The organism is Paeniglutamicibacter kerguelensis, from assembly GCF_017876535.1.
GTDB lineage: Bacteria > Actinomycetota > Actinomycetes > Actinomycetales > Micrococcaceae > Paeniglutamicibacter > Paeniglutamicibacter kerguelensis.
Genome location: NZ_JAGIOF010000001.1, coordinates 1,913,955 through 1,932,684, shown reverse-complemented (window position 1 = coordinate 1,932,684; position 18,730 = coordinate 1,913,955). Strand labels below are relative to the sequence as shown.

Annotated in this window: 10 protein-coding genes and 2 pseudogenes; 4 read left to right on the top strand and 8 right to left on the bottom strand. The window is 61.3% G+C overall.

What is annotated here, in order from left to right:
- Positions 1 to 653 precede the first annotated feature (653 nt).
- Both JOF47_RS08775 and JOF47_RS08770 read right to left on the bottom strand, forming a co-directional pair.
- Entirely contained in the window at positions 654 to 1,316 is a 663-nt protein-coding gene (locus JOF47_RS08775) for a BON domain-containing protein (RefSeq protein WP_209997212.1), read from the bottom strand.
- 55 nt (positions 1,317 to 1,371) lie between these two features.
- Positions 1,372 to 1,839 (bottom strand): Hsp20/alpha crystallin family protein, encoded by a 468-nt coding sequence (locus JOF47_RS08770; protein ID WP_209997211.1) that lies wholly within the window; start codon positions 1,837 to 1,839, stop codon positions 1,372 to 1,374.
- A 589-nt stretch (positions 1,840 to 2,428) separates the two neighbouring features.
- On the opposite strand from JOF47_RS08770, the gene JOF47_RS08765 reads away from it, so the two are divergent.
- On the top strand, positions 2,429 to 4,159 hold the full coding sequence (locus tag JOF47_RS08765; RefSeq protein WP_209997210.1) for a GAF domain-containing sensor histidine kinase: 1,731 nt from the start codon (positions 2,429 to 2,431) through the stop codon (positions 4,157 to 4,159).
- A 332-nt stretch (positions 4,160 to 4,491) separates the two neighbouring features.
- On the opposite strand, the gene JOF47_RS08760 is transcribed toward JOF47_RS08765, so the two are convergent.
- From JOF47_RS08760 to JOF47_RS08730, 4 genes and pseudogenes are all read right to left on the bottom strand, one after another.
- The gene (locus JOF47_RS08760) at positions 4,492 to 4,809 is read right to left on the bottom strand and encodes a DUF3040 domain-containing protein (RefSeq protein ID WP_209997209.1); all 318 of its coding nucleotides are present in this window, start codon (positions 4,807 to 4,809) and stop codon (positions 4,492 to 4,494) included.
- A 288-nt stretch (positions 4,810 to 5,097) separates the two neighbouring features.
- A pseudogene (locus tag JOF47_RS08755) lies at positions 5,098 to 6,195 on the bottom strand (IS110 family RNA-guided transposase); the annotation flags it as partial.
- Between the two features lie 245 nt (positions 6,196 to 6,440).
- A pseudogene (locus JOF47_RS21870) lies at positions 6,441 to 7,547 on the bottom strand (IS701 family transposase); the annotation flags it as partial.
- Between the two features lie 51 nt (positions 7,548 to 7,598).
- Positions 7,599 to 10,127, bottom strand: a complete 2,529-nt coding sequence (locus JOF47_RS08730; protein ID WP_377737883.1) for a phosphoketolase family protein — start codon at positions 10,125 to 10,127, stop codon at positions 7,599 to 7,601.
- 242 nt (positions 10,128 to 10,369) lie between these two features.
- Between JOF47_RS08730 and JOF47_RS08725 the strand changes: the two genes are divergently transcribed.
- The 3 genes from JOF47_RS08725 to JOF47_RS08715 are packed head-to-tail and all read left to right on the top strand — an operon-like array spanning position 10,370 to position 16,782.
- On the top strand, positions 10,370 to 10,870 hold the full coding sequence (locus JOF47_RS08725; protein WP_209997205.1) for a universal stress protein: 501 nt from the start codon (positions 10,370 to 10,372) through the stop codon (positions 10,868 to 10,870).
- The gene (gene mgtA / locus JOF47_RS08720) at positions 10,836 to 13,490 is read left to right on the top strand and encodes a magnesium-translocating P-type ATPase (protein ID WP_245356319.1); all 2,655 of its coding nucleotides are present in this window, start codon (positions 10,836 to 10,838) and stop codon (positions 13,488 to 13,490) included. Before JOF47_RS08725 ends, mgtA begins: the two co-directional genes overlap by 35 nt.
- A gap of 28 nt (positions 13,491 to 13,518) precedes the next feature.
- Positions 13,519 to 16,782, top strand: a complete 3,264-nt coding sequence (locus tag JOF47_RS08715; protein ID WP_342592743.1) for an HAD family hydrolase — start codon at positions 13,519 to 13,521, stop codon at positions 16,780 to 16,782.
- A 65-nt stretch (positions 16,783 to 16,847) separates the two neighbouring features.
- Here JOF47_RS08715 and JOF47_RS08710 read toward each other — a convergent pair whose 3' ends face one another.
- Both JOF47_RS08710 and JOF47_RS08705 read right to left on the bottom strand, forming a co-directional pair.
- Complete coding sequence (locus JOF47_RS08710) at positions 16,848 to 18,008, bottom strand: acetate/propionate family kinase (protein WP_209997203.1); 1,161 nt, start codon at positions 18,006 to 18,008, stop codon at positions 16,848 to 16,850.
- Between the two features lie 456 nt (positions 18,009 to 18,464).
- Complete coding sequence (locus JOF47_RS08705; protein WP_209997202.1) at positions 18,465 to 18,650, bottom strand: hypothetical protein; 186 nt, start codon at positions 18,648 to 18,650, stop codon at positions 18,465 to 18,467.
- Positions 18,651 to 18,730: the final 80 nt, after the last annotated feature.

Sequence of the window (18,730 nt, the reverse complement as noted above, 5' to 3'; positions counted from 1 at the left end):
GTGTAGTGCGTCTCCGCTTTTTCTTGACGACTTCCGGTTGTCCACGGGCGGGCAGGCCGGGGGTGCCTCATATCGGTGGAGGGGAGGACCGTCAGGACGAATCTCCCAAGAAAGCATGGCTTCCGATTGATTGCCCTGCCAATTGGCGTATGGCTTTCGTTGAAGACCGTGTGAAGTGAACATTGATCACCTACCCGGAATAGGTTGATGTTCCGGGAATACGGACTGGATGAGGATCACGTGGCCTGCGGGCGGTACTGAATCCGCAATAAGTCTCGCAATTTCCGCATCTGCGCCTCGACGCCATGCTCTTTTGTGCCTTGCGGGTTTTTTCATAGACAAGGTATTTGTCCGTTTCGCACACATTTCAACAGGGATACGCTTTCGAAAGCTGGATAGGGGCCATATTGACACGCCTTCGGGGTTGGCCGTCCGGGGACCTGAACGAAGCTGGCCGGGGAACGGCCCCGGCCTCTTGGATGCGCAGCGGGGGGTTGGACAGGAAATCGGCGCGCAAACTGAAGAAGTCCTCCCGGGTAAATCGACGAAACGCTGGACGAGTTCCTCCCCACCCGGAAGACCTTGAAAAGGTTCTGTGGCGGGGATAAGGCCCCGCCACAGAACGTGGCTATCCCAGACCAATCTTGATCTTGTTATGCACCGATCTTGATCTTGTTATGCACTGATCCGACGCCAGGGGACGACCATGCCGCCAGTCCCGCCTGCTTCTTCTCGATCCAGGACGGCAAATACCCGGTCAGGGTGACGCGGTCGCCCTCGACGGTCACGTTGACCTTCTGTGAATCCAGGGCCGCGTTGCGGGCCAGCGCGTCCTTGATCTTGTCTGCCAGTACGGCTGCTGAGGGCTCGACAGAGAGGTTGACTTGGTTTTCCACATGCTTTACGCCGGCGATTGCGCCGACTGCCTTGGCGGCTGCCTCGCGCTGGTAGTTCCACGGCACCGTGCCGGTCAGGGTCACCACGTGGTTGCGGATATCGGCCTTGATCGTTCCCTGGGGGATGACCGCGCTGTGGTTCAGTACGTGGGCCACGGACTCGGCGATATCACTGTCGGTCCTGGGGGAGCCGTTGTAGCGGACGGTGAGTTCGTCGGCGACGGCGGTCACCCCCTTGACTCGAAATGCGGCCCGCCGTGCGGCGAGCCGTTCGGGGTAGTTGCCCACTTCACCGGTGAGGGTGACGGCGTGGTCGTCCACGCTCACCCCGATGTGTGCAGCTTCGACGTCCGGGGTCCACCGGAGTTCGGATTCGACCGCGTCTTGAATTGTTCGGTCGGTGGCTGTTTCGCTGTGCATGGTTACCTGGCTTTCTGGGAGCTCTCCCATCGATCCGACTGTGCCGGGAACTTTCCTAGTCGCGGGTGATGGCCACCTTGGTGGCTGCGGGGGCCGTTTTCTTGGCCGGCATCGGTGTACGGACCTCCAGGATGCCGTCCTTGTAGGATGCCTTCACATCGGATTCGCTGACCCCCTCCGGAAGCGCGATCCTCCGTAGCATGGATCCGTAGCGGAACTCGGAGCGGTACATGCCCTCCTGGCGGGTCTCCGACTTGTCCTCGCGGCGGGCGCTGATGGTCAAGACACCGTCCTCAACCGAGACCTCGACGTCCTTGTCGGGATCGATGCCGGGCAGTTCGGCCCGGACCACCAGGGTGTTGTCCTCCACGATTTCCTCGACCCGCATGGTGGACTTTTCGATGTCGCTGTCAAAGAGGCGCTGGAGGGAGTCCAGCATGCCGAACGGGGACTTCGAGGGCATATCAAAAGGTGCGTGCGACCGCGATGCCTCAAACGGCGACCGGCGTAGCATTTCACTCATGGCGATTCCTCCTGCTTGGTAGGGGTGGGTGTGCCCTACCCAAAACGGCAGAAGCACTGGTATCAGTAAGCGCCCCCAATCAGTTCGCCGATAGGGCCGAACGTCCCGCCGCGCCGAAAGCAAGCGGTCCCTGCGCCACGATGTTCCGTTCATCGGAGAGTGCCGGACACACCGTTTCGTGGTCCATGCACTATTTTGTACAGCCTGGGAGTTGCGACGCACCGACCTGGCTACGGTTCGCCAACTGCCATCCTCACTTTGACGGCGGCCACCTGGATGCGGAAACACAGCGTCGGACCAACACCACCTCCCGCCGTTTCGCGTGAGTGCTCCTTTCGCCGGACAGATTCCCAGCAGGTCCCTGAAACCCCTAAAAATGACATGCTGGATTCTGCCACGACTTCGAGCTTCAAGAAGCGTCATTCTGGCCAGGAACCCCGAGTAAGCATGAGAACGTTCCTTGATGCTTCGGTCGCCGGGTCCACAGTTGATGGAGTTTTGGCGCTGCCGAGCGTAGCCTGTGTTTGTCTCTGGCAGACCGTCTTAGTCGGTCGATGGAATTTTTGTTTCCCTTGGACGGAGAAACGCCGTGGAATTTCCTTCGATGGAAGATCGCTCTTCAGGGACGGGTTCCTCTACATCGGCCGCAGAGATCGAGAATCTTCGCAACGGACTTGTGGCCAGCATTGAGGAACTGGTGCAATCGCAGACGCGTTTGCAGGGGCTATTGTCGGCGGTCATTACCATTTCCCAGGAACTGAGCTTGACTGCAGTTCTTCAGCATATGATTCAGTCTGCGTGCAAGCTTATGGATGCCAAGTACGGTGCACTGGGGGTCATTCGCGAGGGCAAGGAAGTGAGCCATTTCATCACTGAGGGGATAGAGCCCGAATTGGCCGAACGAATAGGACCGTTGCCCACCGGTCACGGTGTCCTTGGCGTCTTGATTGACGAACCCCAGCCGATCAGGCTGGATGATCTCCACGACCATCCGGCATCCGTTGGATTCCCGACTTTCCATCCGCCCATGCAATCCTTCTTGGGAGTGCCCATCCTCGTCCACAATGTCGTATTTGGAAACTTGTATCTCACGGAAAAGCGGCACGGCAAAACTTTCACCGCCGACGACGAGGACTTGGCCGTGGTGTTGGCCGCTGCGGCTGGGCTCGCCATAGAAAATGCCAAGCTCTTTGACGAAGCCCGCTTGCGGACACGGTGGATGGAAGCGAGCATGCAGGTAGCAGTGCGGATGATGGACAAAGGAATCGAGGACTTGGAGTCGGGCAAGACGATTGTCGCGCGCCAGGCGTTGGAGGCTTCGTCCTCCGTTTTGGCCCTGGTCGGAATCTGTGCCGACGATGATGGAAGCATTCATGTTTCTGCAGGAGCTGGCGCCCTTGCTCCGGAGTTCATGCATCGGTCGTTCTGCATAGGCGAGGGGCTTGTCAAGAGTGTCTTCGACGAAATGCACCCCGTGACATTCAATCTGGCGGAGTATCTACCAGACACCGTGGAAGCGTCTGAGATCGGCCCCGCCCTCTTGGTTGCTTTGGGTTCGAGCGAAGCCGGCCGTGATCTCCTGATTCTGGCACGTCAACCGGGGGCACCGGTATACGGTCACGCGGAGATCACCCTTTCCGGGAAATGCGGTTCCCAGTCGGCCTTGGCCCTGGAACTGATGCGCGTGTACAGGCTCCGGGAGCAGTTTGCGGTTTTCATGGACCGGGACCGCATCGCCAAGGACCTGCACGATGTCGTTATCCAGCGACTGTTTGCCGCCGGGCTCAGCACCAAAAGCCTTGCACGCTTCATGGTCGACCCTGTGGCGCTCGAACGCATCGAGGCCATCACGAACGAACTTGACTCAACCATCACTGAACTGCGGGAGACGATCTACTCGCTTCAAGCGCCTTCAAAAACGGCCCAATTTCTCAGCACGAGAATCAGTCAGACGGTCCGAGAACTATCCAGGGCTTTGTCATTTGCGCCCAGCCTCCATGTGGGAGCGGCCGTCGACGAACTTGTCCCGTTCGTGATGGACGGACACATTCTCGCGGTCGTATCCGAGGGTGTGAGCAACGCTGTTCGCCATTCGAAGGCGGAGAACATCAGCATTCGCGTGGACGCCGTCGAGGGCAATGTCGTTGTCGTAGTTGTCGATGACGGGTGTGGTTTTAGCAAGCTCAAGGGCCGGAACGGCTTCGACAACATGAAGGCGCGCGCCCAGGATCTGAACGGAACTTTTTTGCGAAGAGTTCCAAGGAAAACAGGACTCATTTTGAATGGACAGCACCGCTTTCAGCTGGATTGGAGAGGATAACCGAGGAATAGGGCTGACTTAGTTGGAACTAGGCGTGGTGGAAAGCAACAGGTTCGTCTGGCTCGGATCGGGTGAACACCAAACGCCGCGGATCAACAAGATTTCTACTGTTCCACGGTGGCGTGCTGGCCGTAGATATTTACAAATTCTGGACGGTACTTTCATCCGATGCAGCTCGCAACAGAAACACAAAAGGTACGGAAGCGATCGACGCCGTCACCGTTTTTCTGGGGCTCGCGTGAAAGAATGTTCCGTGCAAGCTCCTGCCAAGATTCTGCGTTGGTACGTTCCAGATAACCCCGTGATGGCCCATGTTTGCCGAACCATTGGGGCTATGCAGGAGGCGGCTGAGCGTGCTGGAGATGCCGGCGAAGGCGGGCAAGAGCGACGGACCTTGACGCGAAATAGGATCCAGCGCCCATCACTACGAAGGCAATGACGCTCAGCAGTACGGAGCCGATGCCCAAACCAATGATCACGAACGCCAGCCCGACTACTGTGCAGAGTATTCCGGTACCCACGATGAAACTTGGTCTGAACCGTGTATCAGAGCGCTTCATCTTCTTTTCAAGCAGGGGAAACTGTATTGACAAGTCCTTTTCCAATGACTGCAATATTTTCTGCTCGTGGTCAGATAGCGGCATGGTCATTTCCTCAAACGTTTAGGTAGGAATTCAGCCTCTGAGAGAGATGCCGAACAACTGAACAACTCAAGACTCTGCGCAAGGGTTGAACAAGGTAAGAGTCGAAAGCCCTGATTCTCGATCACTGGTACATGACAACATTGGGCGCAAGGGAGCATTCGGGGTTCATTTAGGCAAGTCCGGCCCCCTGTCCACCTACAGATAATCAGGAGAATTTGCATCGAACGGGTTGGCGGGCCCGGTCCGGATCGGTTGTCGTGAACCGGATAGCGGGTGCCGCGAATGGGGCCGGCGTTAGGCGGCGATGGCCTCCGGCGCCTCATAGACGGTGCCGTCACGCAGCATCGCGAACAGGACGTTGCACCGGCGTCGGGCCAGGGCCACGACGGCTTGGTTGTGTTTCTTGCCCTCGGCCCGTTCCCTGTCGTGGTAGGACCTGGACGTATGGTCCTTGCATTTGAGCGAGGCAAACGCGGAGAGGAAGAATGCGCGTTTGAGGGTCTTGTTGCCCTTGCGGGAGGAATGGTCGCAAGCGGATGGAGGTCCCGGATCTCCACGTCACCCGCGCTAGCCCGGCGGAGGAAGCCAGGTGCCCTGCGGTGGCGAACTCCTTGCCGACAACCTCGGTGAGGATCCTTGCCTGGGTGCGGATCCCGACCCCGGGCATCGAATCCAGCAACACGTGCAGCGGGTGGTCCTTGACCAGGTATCCGACCCGTGCCAGCACCGCGGACCGGGCCGCTCACGTTTTGGTGAGCATGCCCGCCAGCTCGGGCAGGACAATGCCGGCGGCGGTGGTCCCGGATACCACCACGGTCTGTTGCTTCAAGGCAGCGAAGATTTCCTGGGTCCACCCTCGTCCGGCCCGGGGTGCGTGCTTGCGCAACAGGGTTTCCACGAGGGCATGCCCGGCCCGGCGCAGGACATCGGGGGGGTATTTGGCGAGGAGCTCGGCCATGGCCTGGTGGTCAAGGTGCTTGCCGATGACCCGTTCCAGGGCCGGGTGGATCGCAGGAGAATCCCGCGGATCCGGTTCGAGGTTGCGGTGGCTTGCTTGGCCAAGTCGTCGTCGAATCCGCAGAGCATGCTCAGCTCCGCGACGTGTTCCTCGGGGACCTGCACGGTGTGCAACGACTGCGGCATGGTGCGTGCCGCGTTGGAGATGATGTACGCGTCGCGGGCATCGGTCTTGGCTTCCCCGGGGTGCAGGTCGGCGATGCTGCGCATCGCCAGCCCGGGCAGGTAAGCCACCAGAATCCCTTGGGCCTGGGCGACGGCGACCGGCAGTGCGCCGATGGTGGCCGCCTGGTCCACCACGAAGAGCAATTGTCCGTGCTTGGACAGGGACTTGATGAGGGTCTTGAGCTTGCCTTCGTCCTGCGGCAGGGCCTTGTGGCTCCGCGGCTGGGCATCCACGTTACGAGCGACAATTGGACGGGTGCTGTCTTGTTCGGATCCGGCCCCTATTTGCGATTTCCCCGGTGCCTTTCGGTCCTGGTGACGGCCCCCCGGATCATGGAATGACAGGGGGAGTGGATCATGCCGGGACCGACAGGCCGGCAACCCCGCACCTTGCCCATGGGGCTCGGGTTAGGAACTAAAAAAGACGGGGGCTTTGGATTGGCGGCCAGGCAGATGGTCGTGACGACGAGGCGGGCGGCGGTGATGAGGGTGGCGTGGTGGTGCCAGCCGGCCCAGGTTAGGCCCTCAAAGTGGTCCAAGTCCAGGCCGTGCTTGAGTTCGCGGTAGTCGTGCTCGATCCGCCACCGGATCTTCGCCAGCCGCACGAGTTCGGCCAGCGAGTGCCCGTGGGCAGGGTGGAGAGCGAGTAGTCCGTGGGCTCCGCCGAGTCCTCCGGCCATTGAGCAACCAGCCATTCGACCGGCAGGGCCCCGCAGTCCTGCGGAATGTTGCGGTTGGACGGGCGGACCCGCAGGGCGGCGAACCGTCCAGTCATGGGCGCGTCCGGGTTTCCGGGCCGGTTCTCGTGCCGTGCGGCCAGGTTCTTCACCGAGGCCACATGCGGGATGCCCCTTTCGGTGAGCGCGGACCGGAACGGGCCGCACTCACCGCAGCCGGCGTCCATGACCAGCAGCTGCGGCGAACATCCCCAGCGGGCCAGATCATCGATCATTTCCAGGGCCAGTTTCCACTTGGGCCGGTGCCGCACCGTGTCGGGGATCTGCGCCTTGGCCCGCCGGTCCGCGGCCCGGTCCACGTCTTCGTTGGTGTCATGGCAGGTGTCGTCCCAGGCCTATGGCAGAAACAGGCACCGGTCCAGCGGGCACGAGGCGGAATCGGTGACCGCGTTGACGGATACGCCGATCCGGCGGTTGCCGATCTTGCCCAGGGTGCCCGAGTACTGGCGTGCCACCACGAGTACTGGCGTGCCACCACGAGTACTGGCGTGCCACTCCGGGTCCAGCGGAACCGTCCTCCTTGAAGCCCGTGTCATCGAGCGCCCACGCCTCGGGCCGGATCGGCTCTACGGCCTTGCCGGCCAGGCTCCGGCGGACCGGCTCGGCCGGCCAGTGCGAGGAGGAAACGAACCGCTACAGCTGCTGGTAGTCGATGCCAAGGTGTTCGCCCATGGGCCGCATCGACTTGCGCTTCCCGTCGAGCATCAGTCCCTGCAGATACAAGGCGCCCTTGCCTCGCTGGTCCTTGCGCGGCAGGGAGGCAACGACCGCCCGAACGAACCCGTCAAGTAGGCCGTGGACCGCGGCCATTTCATCGTTGAGCAAACTGTCAAGGCAATGCCGACCGCTCCGACCCATAGACGTAACCAAGCACTTCTAGGACGGGTTTTCCCCTCTGGAGCTGTTCCTTCCCGCCCTGGGCGAGGACCAGACCCAGTCGCGGATTTCCGGCATGTCCTCCAGGTACAGTCGGATATGGGCCGCGTGTTTTGCAAGCATTGCCCGGCAATGCTCCGCCAATTCCGGGGCACCTTCGAAACCGCCGCCGACCCGGTTCAGTGCTTCCAATACAAGGTGGTAGCGACTCATGCGGTTGAGGACAACCATGTCGAACGGCGTGGTGGTGGTTCCCTGCTCGTTGTAGCCGCGGACGTGGAACCGGCCCGGGTGCCTTCGCCCGTGCAGCAGCTGGTGGAAGGCTCGGGCGTATCCGTGCCAAGCCACGACCACTTCGCGGTCGGAGGTGAAAAGCCTTTCGAAGTTGACGTCGGTGAGCCCGTGGGGGTGGGCGTCGCGGGGAGGGATCACGAACGCGTCCATCACGTTGACAACGCGGACTCGCAGGTCCGGCACGTGGCGCTGAAGCAGCCAGGCCGCGGCCAACGTTTCCTCCGTGGGAACGTCGCCGGCGCAGGCCATGACGATGTCCGGCTCGGTGGCAGGCACCGGTTCGTCCGCTGTCGTGATGGAGGAAACGGTGTCGGAAAATGCGCCCCCGGAAGCGCTCCTTCCACCGGGTACGTCGTCGTTTCCGGCCCAGTGCCAGATCGAGGCGCCAGCCGCGGCATGCCGGCGGGCGTCCTGAATGTTCAGATACTGCGGGTGCGCCTGCTTGTCCACCACCACCAGGTTGAGGTGGTTCATGCCGAGCAGAACATGTTCGGCGACTGCCAACAGCGTGTTGGAGTCCGGTGGAAGGTAGACACGCACAACCAAACCGGACAGTGACAGCACGGTGTCGATCAGGCCCGGTCCCTGGTGGCTGAAGCCATTGTGGTCGTTGCGCCAACACGTCGAGGTCAGCAGGATGTTCAGGCTCGGCACGGGCTGCCGCCAGCGAAGGTCGCGGGAGTGCTGGAGCCATTTCGCGTGCTGGACGGTCATTGAGGCGCCTACCATGGCAAACGCCTCATAGGTGGCAAAGAACCCGTGCCGTCCGGTGAGGACATAGCCCTCGAGCCAGCCTTGGCAGAGGTGCTCGGAGAGGACCTCCATGACCCGTCCGTCCGGGGACAGATGGTCGTCGCCGTCCCGTGCCGGTGTCATCAGGCACCTGTCTGTCACTTCGAAGACAGCGCCCAACCTGTTGCTGTTGGTTTCATCGGGGCTGAACAGCCGGAAACGGGGGTCCCGGGCGGTGTCGGTGTAGATGTCCCGGAACATTTGACCCAGCGGCATGGTGGTCTCGTGCTTGGTGGATCCCGGTGTGCCGACGTCAAGGGCATAGTTTTCCAGGGGACGCAGGGGCAGCGGATCCATCGTGGTGCCGCCGTGGGCCCAGTGGTTGGCACCCATACGCAAATTTCCCTTCGGGGCAAGAGCCGCAAGCTCCGGCACCAGCCGTCCGTCCGCATCAAAAAGCGTTTCCGGCTTGTAGGAACGCAGCCAGGTCTCAAGTTGGGACAGATGGGCGGGTTTTTCGCGGACGCCGCCCAACGGGACCTGATGGGATCGGAACGTGCCTTCGACCGGAACACCGTCAACAAAGTCCGGTCCTGTCCAGCCCTTAGGTGTACGCAGGATGATGGCGGGCCAACGGGAAGGCCCGTCAGTCCCGTTCTGGCGCGCCTGCTCCTGGATGCGGATGATCCTTGCGTGCGCGTTCCCGAGCTCCCGGTCAAGGTCCGCATGCACCAGCGCCGGGTCATCGCCGGCGACAACCACCGGATCCCAGCCATGGGCCCGCAGCAGTGACACGACCTGCTCGTCGGACTGCCTGCCCAGAACCGTGGGGCCGGAGATCTTGTATCCGTTCAGGTGAAGGATCGGCAGGACAGCTCCGTCCCTGCCAGGATTCAGGAAGGCCGGGGCCTTCCACGCACCCGCCAGCGGTCCGGTTTCGGCCTCACCGTCGCCGATCACGCAGGCCACGATGAGCTCAGGGTTGTCCATTGCGGCACCCGTGGCGTGGGCCAGCGAATAGCCCAGCTCCCCGCCCTCGTGGATGGAACCCGGGGTGGCCGGCCCCACGTGGCTGGGGATGCCGCCCGGGGTGGAGAACTGCCGAACCAAGTTCCGAAGCCCTGCCAGGTCGCGGCTGACGTCGGGATAGATTTCGGAATAGGTCCCCTCCAAGTAGAGATTTGCTATCACGGCAGGGCCGCCATGACCTGGACCCGCAACGAAAAGGACCTGGGCGCCGGACCTGCGGATGAGCCGATTGAGATGGACGTAGATCAAGGAGAGCCCTGGGCTGGTTCCCCAGTGTCCAAGCAGCCGCGGTTTGATGTGCTCCGCAGCCAGCGGGACGCGGAGCAGGACATTTTCCTGGAGGTAGATCTGCGCCACCGTCAGGTAGTTGGCCGCATCCCAGTATCTGTTCAGGAGTTCGAGCCCCTCGGCGTCGCCGGTTAGGGCGTTGACCTCGTGCACCTGGGGAGTCGCTCGATCGAACCGGTTCATCATGGGTGCTCCATTTGGATGTGTTGGATCCCTGCCCGGTTGACGGGCTCTTCGAGTCGATGGATGGGCGTTCCGCCGCTTCCACCTTTGCATGAATCAAGCAGGACGGTTAGGGACCTTGTGCCCTGTTCAACCACTCCACGGGGCATAAAAGATTGATGTTTAGGGACGGGCTGTTCTGTGCGTTTTTCTTCGGCGGGAAAACTCCGTTGAATCATGCGGATAAGCGAAAGACGGTAGATGCCATGGAGGACCCGAAGGTCCGCGAGCGTCCGCAAATCGTGGTGGGGGTCGACGATTCGGCCTGTTCCGCGAAGGCCCTCAAATGGGATGCCAAATTGGCGCCGCAACTTGACGCGGTCATTGTGGCCGTCACGACCTGGCACTTCGAGACCTCGTGGGGTGCCTATGCCCTTCCGTGTTGGAACCCCGAAGCCGATGCCCAGCAGATCCTGGCGGATGTGCTCGCCGAGGCCTTCGGCGAGCACACGCCCGAAGGCCTGGTTGGCAAGTGCTTCCAGGGACAGCCCGCACAGGTCCTGATCGAGCAAAACAAGTCGGCCGTCATGCTTGTTGTCGGTTCGCGATGTCATGGGGGATTTGCCGGCTTGCTGCTGGGATCCGGCAGCTCTGCTTGCACGGAGCATTCAGCGTGCCCGATTCTTGTTGTCCATCCCGCGACGACGGCGCCGGAAGCCGGGGGAACGGGGCATGAAACCAACCATGGTCCAGTCGGCAGGCCCTGAAACAGCGGATGCCTTGGCGCTTTCAATGGATGGTGCTGCCCGGCAAGCCGTGGAACGGGTCCTGCTGGACTTGAAGTCCAGCGAAAAAGGCCTGAGCGACGGGGAAGCGGCGCGCCGCTTGGCCGTGGTGGGCCCCAATGCGCTGAGAACCCACAAAACCAACCCGTGGTCTGTCCTGTGGCGGCAGCTGCGTAGCCCGATCCTGGTCCTTTTGATTGTCACCGCAGGGTTGTCCTTGTTTCTGGGGGACAAGACGAACTCGTTGGTTATCGCCGTGATCTTGGCGGTCAGTGTTGGCCTGGGCTTCAGCAACGAGTTCCGGGCCGAACGCGCAGCGCAGGCTCTTCACTCACGCGTCACTCACACCGCTGTGGTTCTTCGGGACGGCGTCGCGCGCCAGATCGATGTTGTGGACCTCGTTCCCGGCGATGTGGTGCGGCTGGCCTTGGGTGCCATCATCCCCGCCGACATCAGGCTGCTTGCCTGTGATGACCTCTTGTGCGACGAAAGCATCCTCACCGGGGAATCGCTTCCGATGGACAAGAATCCCGCGCCCGTCAGCGGTGAGGTGTCAGTGGGGGACCTAAGCTGTTGCGTTTTCATGGGGACCGTGATTCAATCCGGCAGCTGCGTCGGTATCGTCGTGGCCACGGGCGGCCGGACCGAATTCGGTCGGATCGCCTTGGGGCTGGGCGAGCACCATCCCCAGACCGAGTTTCAGCTGGGCCTGAAACGATTTTCGTATCTTCTCTTGCAGGTGGCAGTCGTCTTGACGAGCCTCATCTTCATTGCGAACCTGCTCCTGGGGCGACCGTTGATCGACTCGTTGCTGTTCTCCCTTGCCATAGCCGTGGGCATCACGCCCCAGCTGTTGCCCGCGGTGGTGAGCACCTGCCTGGCCGCCGGCACCAGGGCGCTGGCCAAGCGGAACGTCTTGGTCAAGCGGCTGGTCTGCATCGAGGACCTGGGCGACATGGATGTGCTGGTGACGGATAAAACCGGCACCTTGACCGAGGGGCGCATCGGATTCACCATTGCGCTGCCGGTGCTTTCGACGATCCCGGCGGAGGAACTCTTTGTCATGGGGTTGCTGTCCACGGAGGTCGACTACGCACAGGACATTGTCTCGACCGTGGGGCAAAACACCTTGGACGCCGCACTGTGGGATTCGGGGCAGGCCAGGGACTTTGAGCCGGGTTGCTGGAAACGGCTGGACATCGTTCCCTTTGACCACCAGCGTCGAATGACCAGCGTCCTGGTTACTGACTCGGCCGGGAACCGACGCATTGTCAGCAAGGGGTCCCCGGAGGATGTCATGCGTTTGTGCATCGAGGTTCCACCTACTGCGCAGAACCTGCTGGATGAACAATACGACCAGGGTGCACGGGTTGTTGCGGTGGCCACCCGTCCGGCCACCGGCCTGACGGAGATCGGGCCCGCCGACGAACACGGTTTTCACTTGGCAGGATTCCTCGTCTTCCAAGACAAGCCAAAGGACAACGCGAAGAAGTCGCTTGTCGATCTGGCAGCTTTGGGCATTACCGTAAAGATTGCCACGGGGGACAATGCCCGGGTCGCGGAAAAAGTGTGCAGGGATCTGGGGCTGGTGCTGGGCGGGACACTGATCGGTGTGCAGATGGATGCCCTGAGCGACCAGGAACTCGGCGAGGCTGCCAGAGATGCAAGCATCTTCGCCCGGGTGTCCCCGGAACAGAAGGCACGGCTCATCAGGCTTCTGCGCCAACAGGGCCGTGCCGTCGCGTTCCTGGGAGACGGAGTCAACGACGCCTTGGCGCTCCACCAAGCCGACGTCGGCATTTCCGTTGAAAGTGCCACGGACGTCGCCAAGGACGCAGCCGACATCGTCTTGATGGACAAGGACCTGGGCGTCCTGGCCGAAGGCGTTCGGGAGGGCCGGAGGATCTTTGCAAACACCATCAAGTACGTGCTGATGGGAACCTCGAGCAACTTCGGCAACATGTTCAGCGCGGCGACGGCCTCCGTTGTCTTGAGCTTCCTGCCCATGTTGCCGGGACAGATCCTGCTCAACAACCTGCTCTACGACACCAGCCAGCTTGCCATCCCCGGGGACCGGGTGGACAAGGAACAACTGCTCGCGCCCTCGCATTGGGACATTTCGTTCATCCGGCGCTTCATGCTGCTCTTTGGACCCATCAGCTCGCTCTTTGACTTCGCGACCTTCGGGCTTATGATCTTCGCATTCCACGCGGCACCGGGGGAGTTCCGGGCGGGCTGGTTCATTGAATCCATCGCTACGCAAACCCTGATAATATTTGCGATCAGAACCCGCCGGGTGCCGTTCCTGCGCAGCAAGCCCTCGGCCGGGCTGCTTTGGGCGGCCATCGGAGTGGTGGCGTTGGGCATCTACCTTCCGTTCTCCCCGCTGGCCGGGGTGCTGGGTTTTGATCCGTTGCCCGTGCCGTTTTTCCTGTCCCTGCTGGCGCTGGTAGTGGTCTACCTGGTCATAGTGGAGTGTGCCAAGGTTTGGTTCTTCTCCAGACCTGTCCAACTGGCTCCGGCGATCCGCAAACGCGGCCGCCCCCACCACGTTCATCGCCGGGCTGCCCGGTTCAGTGTCGCCGGATCGATCAGGTCCTGATGAACGGGCCCCGGGGGTGTCATGTCCCATGAAGCTTCGTAATCTGCCTGCGCGTCATGGTGGAAGATCTCCGATGGGAGCCTGTGCCGCAGTCATTCTTGACTGGGATGGAGTCATTGCAGACACATCGCACCTGCATTCCTTGGCGTGGAAGATGCTCGTCGATAAGATCCTGAAGGAAATTCCAGGAATTGCTGACCGTGGTTTCGATATAGATCAGGACTACGGGAGATTTTTCGACGGTCGAAGCAGTGAGCGCGGACTCAGGGACTTTCTCACCTCGCGAGCCGTCGATCTGTCCGAAGGTATTCCCGGGGACGCGGCGGATACTCTCAGCATTCATGGTCTGGCGAGTCTCAAGCGACAGATCTTCGAAACGTTGCAAGCCCACGAGGAAATACGCGTCTTCCCGGACGCGTTGGCCCTGTTGCGCCGCCTTGCAGAGGCCAAGATACCGACGGCACTGGTTGCAACCAGAAGCGTCAGCCGGGAAGCAATGGTTTCGGCAGGCGTCCTTGACCAGTTCACGGTGGTGGTCCCTTGTCTCGGCGGGGCCAACTTGTCGCTCCCGGACAGTGCTTTCCCGGACATGTTCCTGGATGCGGCACGACGGCTCGGGGTCGGGCCTGCACGAACTGGCGTCGTGGTCCACGGGGAGGACAGGGTCGAGGCAGGCGTTGCAGGTGGCTTCGCGTTGGTGGCCGAGGTCGACAGGTCGACCTGGTCAAACACACGCCGTGTCTCGGGTGCGGACGTCATCGTGGCTGACCTGCGCGCTCTTGACCTGGGGGTTGGAAAGATGCAGGACATCGTTTCGGAATCTACGCTTCGGGCTTTGGAAGAAGTCGAGCACCCCGTCGGCGCTTTGGACCCGTGGCTGCTGACCTACGAAGGCTTCGACCCGGTGTTGGAAGGGCGGCGTGAGGCACTGTGCACGCTGGGGAACGGCTATTGGGCCACCCGCGCTTCGTTCCCCGGCAGCGTGGCGGATGAAACCCACTACCCCGGAAGCTATTTGGCCGGCGTCTTCAACAGGGTGACCACTGACTTGGCCGGTCGCCGCGACGAATCCGAACACATGGTCAACACCCCGGACTGGACCTTCCTGAGCGTCCGGGCGGTGGGCGGTCCCGTTTTGCGCCCCGGGCAGGCGGAAATGCTGTGCCATCGGCAGGAACTGGACCTGCGCCGTGGGATCTTGACCCGCATGAATCGCTATCGAGACTCGGATGGCCGCACCACCAGTGTGATTTCCCGCCAATTTCAGTCGTTGGCACATCGGCATTTGGCCTGCCTGGAAACCACTGTTGAGGCCGAAAACTGGTCAGGTGAAATCATGGTTGTTTCTGCCGTCAACGGAGGCGTGGAGAACCGAAATGCCGCCGTTGACAGGCAGCTCACCGCCCATCATCTTGCTGTCGTGGCGGGGACGACGCTCGATGATGAGGTTGTGCTGTTGGAATCGCGAACGAGCCAGTCCGAGATCGGAATTGCCACGGCATTGCGGACTCGTCTGACTGATGAAGACGGCAACAAAGCGGCCCATACAAGCCGGTTCTTCGCCGACGGGAACCTGGTGGGGCGCGAACTTGTATTTTCTGTCGAAGCCGGCCGGCCGGTTGTCATTGAAAAACTCGCCGCGGTTGCCACGTCCCGCGACAGGGCGATATCCACCGCGGCGTTAAGCGCAATCCACAAGATCAGAAGTGCACCGGATGCGGGCTCTCTTGCGGCGTCCCAAAGCAGGATCTGGGAAGGTTTGTGGGACAGATTCGGCATCATTATGCGTGGCGGGATCCAGCAATCGCAGGACCTCAACCTGAACATCTTCCATGTGCTGCAAACCGTTTTCGCGGCCGAACCGGATCTGGACGCCGGGGTTCCGGCACGTGGCCTGCACGGAGAAGGCTACCGCGGACACATTTTTTGGGACGAACTCTTCATCTACCCCATGCTCACCCTGCGAAGGCCGGATCTCACGCGCTCGCTACTGCTCTACAGATTTCGTCGTCTCGATGAAGCACGGGCCGCGGCCCGCCGAGTGGGCCTGACGGGAGCAATGTTTCCCTGGCAAAGCGGTAGCGACGGACGCGAAGAAACTCCTGCCGCGCTTTTCAATGTTCGCGACCAGCAATGGATGCCGGACCATTCCCATCGGCAGCGCCACGTCGGTCTTGCAGTGGCCTATAGCGTCTGGCAGTACTACCAAGCAAGTGGCGATCTTGATTTCATTGAGAAATACGGGGCGGAGATCCTCATCGAAATCTCCAGGTTCTTCGCCGCTCTGGCCGCATACGACGCCGTGGACGACAGGTTCGATATCACAGGGGTCATGGGTCCCGACGAATTCCATGACGGCTATCCGGGCCGGCCAGGTGAAGGCCTGCGCAACAACGCCTATACCAACGTGATGGTGTCCTGGGTGCTAACAAAGACGGCGGAAGCCATCGGCCAGTTGAACGTCGAGCGCCGGGAAGAAATATGCACCCGGTTGTCCCTGGACGCAGGGGAGCTCGAACGCTGGGGCAAGATCAGCCGCCGACTGCGGGTTCCGTTTCATGCGGACGGCATCATCAGCCAGTTCGAGGGCTATGAAGAGTTGAAGGAATTCGATTGGGCCGTCTATCGCACCCGCTACGGTGACATTGGACGGCTTGACCTGATCCTGCAGGCGGAGGCCGACAGCACCAACTGCTACAAGCTTTCCAAGCAGGCCGATGTGTTGATGCTGTTCTACCTGCTGTCCGCCGAGGAACTGAAGGATGTATTTGACCGGCTCGGCTACCCGCTGCCGCAGGATCTTTTGCCGCGGACCATTCAGTACTACCTTTCTAGGACAAGCCATGGATCGACCTTGAGCCGCCTGGCGCACAGTTGGGTGCTGGCACGCAGCGACAGGGAGCAATCTTGGTCGCTCTTCGCGCAGGCGCTTGAATGCGATATCGCAGACACTCAGGGCGGGACAACGCACGAGGGTATTCACCTCGGGGCCATGGCCGGCACCTCCGACATGGTCCTGCGCTGCTACGGCGGGGTGGAAACCCGCAACGGCACGCTTTGGCTGCATCCGTTGTTGCCGCTCGAATTGCCGCACATTTCCTTCCGGCTCTACTTCCGTGATCAGGGGATGGATGTCGAGGTCACCACGGACGGCATTGGATTGCAGCTGTTCGCCGGAAACGCCAATCCCATTGAGGTGTGTATCGAGGGTGCCAAACGCACGCTGGGGCCGGGGGACAAGCTCCAGATGTCACTGGCGACCGGAGAATGCGTTGTCACGCGGGCCGTTTGAGGGGGGAGGACGGTTAAACTTCCTGGCCTTGGGCGCAAAAGGTTACTGACGCAATATTGCGCACCCTAAAGCGTCTGTATGAGGGCGGCCGTGGCTTCGGCGATCGCGCGTGCTTCATCGGTGGGGATCACGAGCACCGGGAACGCCGAATCCATGGAGCTGATGCGACGACGTTCCATTGATGCGCCTAGGTTGGCGGCATCTTCAAGCGCGACTCCCAGCGGCCCAAGCTTTCCGACAACCAGGGAACGGAACCGAGACGAGTTTTCCCCGATGCCGGCGGTGAAGACCAAGGCCTTGGCGCCGCCGACGGCCACGTGGTAGCCGCCGATGTATTTCGCGAGCCGGTAGGCGGCAATCTCCAGGGCCAGCCTGGCCTTGCCGTGGCCCGCCATAGCGGCTTCCTCGATGGAGCGCATGTCGCTGAAGCCGCACAGGGCCTGGAACCCGGACTGCAGGTTCAGGAGCTCCTCGATGGCGTCGGCGTCCAGGCCCCGACGCTGTAGTAACAACACGATCGAGGGATCGATGTCCCCGCAGCGCGTACCCATGACGAGCCCGTCCACCGGCGTGAAGCCCATCGACGTATCGATGCTTCGGCCCCCTTGGATGGCGGTCACCGATGCGCCGCTGCCCAGATGCGCAATGATGCCGTCGAACTGCCCGAGGGGCAGGCCCAGGAAGCCTGCTGCGGCCTTGGTGACGTACTCGACGGAGGTTCCGTGAAAGCCGTAGCGGCGGATCCCGTAGCGGCTGTAGAGGTCTTCCGGAATGGCGTAGCGCCAAGCAGATTCCGGCAACGTCATGTGGAAAGCCGTGTCAAAGACTGCCACTTGGGGGACGCCGGGCCAGGTGTTGCCGGCAGCGCGGATCCCGCTGATGTCGTCTGGATTGTGAAGCGGGGCAAGGTAGCTCAACTGCTCCAACTCCCCAATTGCTTCTTCGATGAGCACGGCAGGTTCGATGAATCGCTCGCCGCCATGGACCACCCGATGTCCGATGGCATCGATCTTCTGACCCGCCAACACCGTCAGTATCCGTTGATTGACCTGGTCCAGGGCCGGAAGATGATCGCTGGAGGTACCCTTTCCGGATTTGCCTCCGGCGGCCTTCTCAACCTGGCCGACGGCCAGCACCTCGGATTCCCCGTGGGCGTTGGGATCCCGGAACTGGTGCAACTGGAACTTGATCGAAGACGAGCCGGAATTCAGCACCAATATGAGCATACTTCTAATCCTCCGCTGATTATTGTTCGCGTGCACGGGTTTGTGAGTAACGGGTGTTTTCGAAGTGTGCCAAATCTCAATGATGCATAGGACAAGACCCTGAGAGTAATCGGCATCCAGAATTGGACTACACGCCAACCCAGAACGCCCAAGAGCACGACCCGGGCGGAGTACCCAATCCGATGAACGCGGGCAGCATGACGCCTTCAACAATGCCCAATCCTCCCGGCGTCAGGGGGAAGCATGGTCAAAATGCTTCTCACGCTATACACCGTGAGCAGGGTCCGAAACCGAGATTGTGGCCAAAGACCGCCAACAGGGACCGTAACGCCGCAGCGTCAAACGTCATATTGACGACGGCAGGCAGGAGGTCCAGTGCCATCCAAGGAGGGGACTGCGTCGCGAGAAGGATTTGGCCGGTCATCGTGCGCCGGAACCATTCGGCGGAATCCTCGCTCACCAACGGCAGGTGCTTGGCAAGGCTACGGGCATGGATATTGCCCGTTCCGTTTGCCGCGTCAGAAACCATACTCCAAGGCCAGCCGCCAGCATTGCAGCCAGCGCCGCGATGGTTGAACCGCGATAGTAGATGGTGGTTGAAAAATAGGTTAGTGAAAGCACCAATCCGAGGACGAACAACATGAAGGCCAGCACCTAATTTGAACCGGCTGTTTCGATTGCCGGCGAAGTCAGGGCTTCCTCGGGGTGGACTCCGACTCTCT